This is a genomic window from Kitasatospora sp. GAS204B (assembly GCF_029892155.1).
Classification (GTDB): Bacteria; Actinomycetota; Actinomycetes; order Streptomycetales; family Streptomycetaceae; genus Kitasatospora.
Genome location: NZ_JARZAG010000068.1, coordinates 1 through 4805 on the forward strand (window position 1 = coordinate 1; position 4805 = coordinate 4805).

The following is a 4805-nucleotide window of genomic DNA, read 5'->3' on the forward strand; positions in this document are numbered from 1 at the left end:
GTGCGCCAGGCCGTGCGCTTCGCCGACGGGGTCCGCGCCCTGCACGCCCAGGGCGTGCGCACCTTCCTGGAACTCGGCCCCGACGCCGTGCTCACCGCGATGGTGCACGACACCCTGGCCGACCAGGAGCCGGTCACCGTCGCGGCGTTGCGCCGCGACCGTCCCGAGCCCGAGGCGGTGGTCACCGCGCTGGCTCAAGCGCACACCGCGGGCGTGCCGGTGGACTGGCCGGCCTTCTTCGGCGCGCTGCCGGGCGGTGCCGGGCGGCCGGCGCACGTGGAGCTGCCCACCTACCCGTTCCAGCGGGAGCGCTACTGGCTGGACGCACCCACCGCGCCCGGCGGCCGCACCCCCGGGCAACTCGGCACCGGACATCCGATCCTGGGCGCCGCCGTCGAGCTGGCCGACGGGCAGGGCCTGGTCCTGACCGGCGGGCTGTCGCTGCGCAGCCACCCCTGGTTGGCCGACCACAGCGTGTTCGGCACCGTCCTGGTGCCCGGTGCCGCGCTCGCCGAACTCGCGCTGGCGGCGGGCCGGCACGCCGGCTGCCCGCGCCTGGCCGAACTGACCCTGGAGGCACCGCTGGTGGTGCCGGACCAGGGCACGCTCGCGGTGCAGGCCGTGGTGGCGGCGCCGGAGGCCGACGGCAGCCGCCGGATCACCGTGCACTCGCGCCCGGAGTCCGCGGCGCCGGACGCCTGGACCCGGCACGCGCACGGCACGCTCACCGCCGCAGCCGAGCTGCCCGAACCCGATCAGGGGTCGTGGCCGCCGGCCGAGGCCGTCCCGGTGCCGGTCGAGGACTTCTACCGGGACCTGGCCGACCGCGGCCTGGAGTACGGGCCGCTCTTCCAGGGGCTGCGGGCGGCCTGGCGTGCCGGTGACCGGGTCTTCGCCGAGGTCGAGCTGCCGCCGGCGGCGGACGGCGGCGGGTTCGCGCTCCACCCGGCGCTCTTCGACGCCGCGCTGCACCCGCTGGCCCTCGGGGCGGCCGGTTCCGAGCAGCCGGGCGATCACCTGCTGCTGCCGTTCTCCTGGGCCGGTGTCACGGTGTCTGCGCTCGGCGCCCGGTCCCTGCGGGTGCGGCTGTCGCGCTCCGACGCCGGCAACGCGGCGCTGCACCTTGCCGACCAGGATGGACAACCGGTGGCGGTGGTCGAGGAGTTGGCGCTTCGCCCGGTCTCCCCCCGGCAGCTGCGGGCGGCCGGCGGTGAGGCGACCCGGTCGCTGCTGAGCGTCGGCTGGCATCCGGTCGGCGCGCCCGAGGAGCGGCAACCGGCCGACTGGACGGTCGTCGACGGCCTCCAGGGTCTGACGGCGCTTGCGGAGGCGCCCGCCACGGTGGTGGTCCGGCTCGGCGCGTTCGGCCGGCCGGACGGGCAGCCGGCCCGGTCGGCCCGCCGGATCGCCACCGAGGCCGCCGAGTTGGTCCGGCTGTGCGCCGCCCCGGGGCGGTTCGCCGACTGCCGGCTGGTGGTCCTGACCCGGCTGGCGCTCGGCGTCCGGGGCGGGGAGGTCGCCGATCCGGCGGCCGCCGCGGCCTGGGGCCTGCTGCGCACCGCGCAACTGGAGCTGGGTGGCCGGTTCGACCTGATCGACGTCGACCAGGACGGCGAGGCCCTGCTGCCCGCCGCCCTCGCCTGCGATCAGCAGCAACTTGCCGTTCGAGGTGCTGAGTTGCTCGTGCCGCGGCTCGGCAGGGCGGCGGCTGCCAGCGGGGAGCCGGCGGTCGGGAGCTCGCTCGCGGGAACAGCCCCGGGAGCGGCCGGCGGCACCGTGCTGGTGACCGGCGCGACCGGTGGTGTCGGCCCGGCGGTGCTGCGGCACCTGGTGGCCGAGCACGGGGTGCGGCACCTGCTGCTGCTCAGCCGGCGCGGCCCGGCCGCCGAGGGAGTGGCCGAACTGGTCGGCGAGCTGCGGGAGTCGGGCGCCGAGGTGACGGTGGCGGCCGCCGACTGCGCCGACCGGGCGCGGCTCGCCGAGGTGCTGGAGCAACTGCCGCCCACGGCCCCGCTGACCGCCGTGCTGCACCTGGCCGGGGTGGTGGACGACGGCCCGCTGGAGTCGCTGTCCGCCGAGCAGTTCGACCGGGTCTTCGCGGCGAAGGCCGAAGTCGCCTGGAACCTGCACGAGTTGACCCGCGACCTGGACCTCTCCGCCTTCGTGCTCTTCTCCTCGGCGGCCGGCACCCTCGGGAGTCCGGGACAGGCCAACTACGCCGCCGCCAACGCTTTTCTCGATGCGCTGGCCGACCACCGGCGCGGCCTCGGCCTGCCCGGCCGCTCGCTGGCCTGGGGCCTGTGGGACGTCGACGGTGGGATGGCAGGGCGGCTCGGCGTGGACGGCCGCGCCCGGCTGGGCCGCGGCGGCCTGGCCCCGATGGACCTCGGCGAGGCGCTGGCCCTCTTCGACGCGGCGCTGGCGCACCCCGAACCCGTGCTGGTGCCGGCCCGGTTGGACCTGGCGGCGCTGCGGACCCGGGCCGAGCAGGGTCTGCTGCCGGCGATCGCCGAGCGGCTGCTGCCGGCTGGCCGGCCGGGCGGTGCCGCTGTCGTGGCCCAACTTCCGCAGCGGCTGGCCGCGTTGCCCGAGCAGCAGCAGCGGGAGCTGGTCCTGGAGGAGGTGCTCGGCACGGTGGCCGCCGTGCTCGGACACCCCTCGCACCACCTGATCGACCCGGGACGGCCTTTCCAGGAGCTCGGGTTCGACTCCCTCACCGCGGTCGAGATGCGCAACCACCTCGGTGCGGCCACCGGGCTGAAGCTGCCCGCCACCCTGGTGTTCGACCGCCCGACGCCGAGCGCGCTCGCCGACTGGCTGTGGGCGCAACTCGCGCCGCGGCAGGGCGAGCAGACCGAGGAACTACGGCTGCGCTCGGCCCTGGCCGCCATCCCGTACGCCCGGTTGCGGGACGCGGGCCTGGTCGAGGTGCTGCTGCAACTCGCGGGCGCCGAACCGGCCGAGGCGTCCGGCAGCACGGCAGCGGACGGGCCGGCGACCGTCGACGCCATGGACGCCGACGCGCTGATCCACCTGGTCCTGGGCGACACCGACAACGGACGATCCTGAGCGAGGCTGCGATGACGACATCCCCCGAACGGCTGGTGGAGGCGCTGCGTGCCTCCATCAAGGAGAACGAGCGCCTGCGCACGCACAACGAGCAGTTGCTGGCCGCCCGGGCCGAGCCGATCGCCGTGATCGGCATGGCCTGCCGCTACCCCGGCGGCGTGCGCTCGCCCGAGGACCTGTGGCGGCTGGTCTCCGAGGGCGAGGACGCGATCGGCGAGTTCCCGGCCGACCGCGGCTGGGACCTGGACACCCTCTACGACCCCGATCCGGACCGCTCCGGCACCTCGTACACCCGCCAGGGCGGATTCCTCTACGACGCGGGCGAGTTCGACGCCGAGTTCTTCGGGATCAGCCGCCGCGAGGCGGTGGCCACCGATCCGCAGCAGCGGCTGCTGCTGGAGAGCACCTGGGAGGCGGTGGAGCGGGCCGGGATCGATCCGGCGGCGCTGCGCGGCAGCACGACCGGCGTCTTCGTGGGCGTGATGTACGGCGACTACGCCACCCGGCTGCCGAGCATCCCGGCCGAGCACGAGGGCTTCGTCGGCACCGGCAGTGCCGGCAGCGTCGCGTCTGGGCGGATCGCCTACACCTTCGGCCTGGAGGGGCCCGCGATCACCCTGGACACCGCCTGCTCCTCCTCCCTGGTGGGCATGCACCTGGCCGCGGAGGCGCTGCGCAAGGGCGAGTGCTCGCTGGCGCTGGCCGGCGGGGTGACGGTGATGGCCTCACCCGGCGTCTTCGTGGAGTTCAGCCGGCAGCGCGGGCTGTCGCCCGACGGGCGGTGCAAGCCGTTCGCGGCCGCTGCCGACGGCACCGGCTGGTCCGAGGGCGTGGGCATGGTGCTGCTGGAGCGGCTCAGCGACGCGCGCCGTAACGGGCACCGGGTGCTGGCCGTGGTCCGCGGCTCCGCGGTGAACCAGGACGGGGCGAGCAACGGGCTCACCGCGCCCAACGGCCCGTCCCAGGAGCGGGTGATCCGCCAGGCGCTCGCCGACGCCAGGATCGGCGCCGATCAGGTGGACGCGGTGGAGGCGCACGGGACCGGGACGAGCCTGGGTGATCCGATCGAGGCGCAGGCGCTGCTGGCCACTTACGGCCGGGGCCGGTCGGCCGAACTGCCGCTCTGGCTGGGGTCGGTGAAGTCCAACATCGGGCACACCCAGGCGGCGGCGGGGGTGGCCGGGGTGATCAAGATGGTCGAGGCGATGCGCCATGGCGTGCTGCCGCCCAGCCTGCACATCGACCAGCCGACCCCGCACGTGGACTGGAGCGCCGGCGGCGTCGCGCTGCTCACCGAGCCCACCCTGTGGCCGCAGACCGATCACCCGCGGCGGGCGGCGGTGTCCTCGTTCGGGATCAGTGGCACCAATGCCCATCTGATCCTCGAACAGGCCCCGGCCGAGCCCGAGCCGCTCTCTGAAGCGGTAGAGCCGATCGAGCCGGTCGCGCTGCCCTGGGTGCTGTCCGCCAAGGACGAGCCGGCGCTGCTCACCCAGGCGGCCGAACTCGCCGCCCGGCTGCGCCAGCAGCCCGACCTGCGCCTGCTGGACGTGGCCCGTTCGCTGGCCGGTACCCGGTCGGCCTTCACGCACCGGGCCGCGCTGGTGGCCGAGGACCGGGAGGAGTTCCTGGCGGGGCTGTCGGCGTTGGTGGAGGGGCGGCGGTCGGGTGTGGTGGTGGGTGGGTCTGGTGTGGTGGGTGGTCGGTTGGCGGTGTTGTTTTCGGGTCAGGGTAGT

Annotated in this window: 2 protein-coding genes; both read left to right on the top strand. The window is 75.6% G+C overall.

Annotated elements, in window-relative coordinates; genetic code table 11:
- Positions 1-3069, top strand: a 3069-nt coding sequence (locus P3T41_RS36750; RefSeq protein ID WP_280695008.1) for an SDR family NAD(P)-dependent oxidoreductase, incomplete at its 5' end; no start/stop codon positions are given.
- Between the two features lie 11 nt (positions 3070-3080).
- On the top strand, positions 3081-4805 hold a 1725-nt coding region (locus P3T41_RS36755; RefSeq protein ID WP_280695009.1), incomplete at its 3' end, for a type I polyketide synthase.